Source organism: Sporomusa sp. (assembly GCF_057736855.1).
On sequence record NZ_JBYKYF010000455.1, the window covers coordinates 1 to 1,704 of the forward strand.

General features: G+C 43.5%; 1 protein-coding gene. It reads left to right on the forward strand.

From position 1 onward, the window contains the following. Positions 1–55: 55 nt before the first annotated feature. Complete coding sequence (locus tag AC29Z1_RS17565; RefSeq protein ID WP_488272734.1) at positions 56–1,657, forward strand: IS1182 family transposase; 1,602 nt, start codon at positions 56–58, stop codon at positions 1,655–1,657. The last annotated feature ends 47 nt before the right edge of the window (positions 1,658–1,704 follow it).

Consider the following 1,704-nt stretch of genomic DNA (forward strand, 5'->3'; position numbering starts at 1 on the left):
CAGTTACTTCTGGCTGCAGTTTTTTTGTTGTAAAATTAAGTTTGTGAAGAAAAAAATCTTACAACAAAAAAATTATACATCATACGGAAATATATATCAACTAGTATTACCAATGGATATTGGTGAAATGATCCCAGCAGATGATTCGGTGCGGTTACTCAACGCGGTACTGGAAAGGATGGATTATAGTAAATTGTACGCCGCGTACTCTCGTATAGGGAGAATCGAGAGGTCACCGAAACGTCTGTTCAAAATTCTCGTATATGGCTATATGAACGGCATTTATTCCAGTCGCAAACTTGAACAGGCTTGCCGGCGAGACATCAATTTTCTTTACCTTTTAGGCAGAGAAAAAGCTCCAGATCACGCCACCATTGCACGCTTTCGTAGCGAGCGGATGACTCAAGTGGTAGAAGACTTGTTCCAGCAGTTGGTGCAATTGTTGGCCGATAGCGGCGAATTATCACTAGTAAACGCATTCATTGATGGAACCAAACTAGAAGCCAATGCCGGCCGCTACAGCTTTGTATGGAAGAAAGCGACACAAAAAAGCGAGGAAAAGCTGCAGGCAAAGATGAAAGGCGAACTGCCAGCCCTGGCGAAGGAATTTGGGATACGCTTTCATGTTGGTCAAAAGATCAAGGCCAAGCACCTAAAAAAATTGCGCAAGCGTTTCAAAGCCTTGCAAGCTGAACGAGGCATAGTCTTTGTTCACGGGAAGGGACAACGTAAGACGTCATTGCAGCGAGCCCTAGAAAAGATAGAAGACTATATTGCGCGGCAAAAACGCTATGATGACTACAACCACAGTTTTGGGCAACGCAATAGCTTTTCCAAAACCGACAGAGATGCTACCTTTATGCGGATGAAAGAAGACCACATGAAAAACGGTCAGCTAAAACCGGGTTACAATGCTACGATAGCGGTAGATGCGGAATATATCGTAGGCGCAATGATTTCTCAGGAGCGAAGCGATAGTCAAACATTCATCCCGATGGTAAAAAAACTAAAATGCCTAGGATATACAAAACCAGTAGCAGACGCAGGATTTGAAAGTGAAGAAAATTATACCTGGTGCGAGGAAAATGGGCTAACAGCATTTATCAAACCAGCTAATTCCGATATAGGCAAAACCCGTAAATACAAAAGCGACATTGGTAAACGCGAGAATATGGTCTACGATGCCGAAACCGATAGCTACCTTTGTTACAATGGACATCGTATCAAGGCGGCCTATGAGAAAAAGACTCGATCCAAAGCCGGATATGCAATCGTAACAACGGTATACACCTGTACCGAGTGCGCTGGCTGTCAGCATAAGGCTCAATGCATTAAAGGAGCAAGCAAAAAGTCGCTGGAAGAACGGAGCAAGAATTTGCATGTATCAAAAACCTTTCTCAGGCAGCGCCAAGAAATGCAGGCGCGCATACAAAGCGAGGAAGGCATTTTGTTACGTATGAACCGCTCCATCCAGGTAGAGGGAGCATTCGGAGTACTAAAAGGGGATATGGGATTCCGGCGATTTTTGATGCGGAGTAACGTTAAGGTACAGACCGAATTTTTGCTGCTTTGCATAGGATATAACATAAATAAACTCCACAACAAAATCCAAAGTGGTCGCTGTGGAACTTATTTACATATTCCCAAAGTAGCTTGACACAACTCATATGCATTTTTTTAGGGGAAGAGGCTTCCTCTGTTTTG